This window comes from Candidatus Pelagibacter communis (genome assembly GCF_001180205.1).
In the GTDB taxonomy this organism is placed as follows: Bacteria; Pseudomonadota; Alphaproteobacteria; order Pelagibacterales; family Pelagibacteraceae; genus Pelagibacter; species Pelagibacter ubique_O.
Map to the genome: position 1 here is coordinate 1 of NZ_CVSU01000003.1, position 1,367 is coordinate 1,367.

Consider the following 1,367-nt stretch of genomic DNA (forward strand, 5'->3'; position numbering starts at 1 on the left):
CAGGATTAAAAGATGGAGATGGCTGGTGCGTGTGTGCTAGTTGGTACGCTAAAGCTGTTGAGGCAGGCAAAGGATGTCCAATTTTCCTAAAAAGAACTCATAAAAATACTCTAAAACATCTTCCTATTGAAACTTTAAAAAAGTTTGCAATAGATTTATCTTAATTACATATTTCCATATCTTGGACCACCACTTCCTTCTGGCGTAACCCAAGTTATATTTTGAGAAGGTTCTTTAATATCACATGTTTTGCAATGGATACAATTTTGAGAATTAATTACAAATTTATTTACATCATTTTCTTTTTGAACTTCATAAACCCCTGCAGGACAATATCTTTGAGCAGGTTCATCAAATTTTTCTAACGTATAATTTATTGGTAAATCAGGGTTTTTAAGCTTTAAATGAACAGGTTGATTATCTGCGTGATTAGTTCCTGTGAGATATACTGAGCTAGTTTTGTCAAAAGTTATGATATTATCATATTTTGGATAATCTATTTTTGGCATTTGATTTGCAGGCTTTAACGCCTCATGATCAGCATGTTTATGTCTAAGAGTAAAAGGAAGTTTGCCTCTGAATAGGATTTGATCAATACCTGTAAAAATTATTCCTAAAATTAAACCCCAACTAAAACTAGGTTTTACATTTCTGGCTTCATAAAGCTCTTTATGTAACCAGCTATTTTTAAACTTATCTTCATAAATAGATAAATCTTTGTTTTCTTTTAAGTGCTCGTTAATAGTTTCAGCAGCAATTATTCCACTTTTCATTGCTGTATGAGAGCCTTTTATTTTTGGCATATTTAAAGTTCCAGCATCACAACCAACTAATAAAGCTCCAGGCATAAACATTTTTGGTAAACTTTGAAATCCACCTTCGATTAGGGCTCTTGCGCCGTAAGAAATCCTTTTTCCACCTTCTATAATTTTTTTTATTGCTGGATGCGTTTTAAATCTCTGAAATTCATCATAAGGAGAAAGGTGAGGATTTTTGTAATCTAAACCTATTACATAACCAAGAAAAACTTGTTTATTTTCTGCGTGATACATAAAACTACCACCATATGTATTTTGATCTAATGGCCATCCAGCTGTATGCATAACTAATCCTTCTTCATGATTTTTATCCTCTATTTCCCAAATTTCTTTAAAACCAATTCCGTATTGTTGAGGATCTTTACCTTTATTTAATTCAAATTTTTCAATCAATTGTTTTCCTAAATGACCTCTGCACCCTTCTGCAAAAACAGTTACTTTACCTAAAAGCTCAATACCTGGTTCAAAACTATCTTTTTTATTACCCTCTTTATCTATACCCATATCTTGAGTTGCAACACCTTTAACAGATCCATCTTCGTTATATAA

General features: G+C 32.0%; 2 protein-coding genes. One reads left to right on the forward strand and one right to left on the reverse strand.

The window, feature by feature from the left end:
* Nucleotides 1-164: DUF2237 family protein (locus tag AMO08_RS00020; RefSeq protein ID WP_143323776.1), on the forward strand; the 164-nt coding region annotated here is incomplete at its 5' end.
* Here the strand turns inward: AMO08_RS00020 and AMO08_RS00025 are convergent.
* Nucleotides 165-1,367, reverse strand: a 1,203-nt coding sequence (locus tag AMO08_RS00025) for an electron transfer flavoprotein-ubiquinone oxidoreductase (RefSeq protein WP_075484190.1), incomplete at its 5' end; no start/stop codon positions are given. It abuts the gene before it with no gap.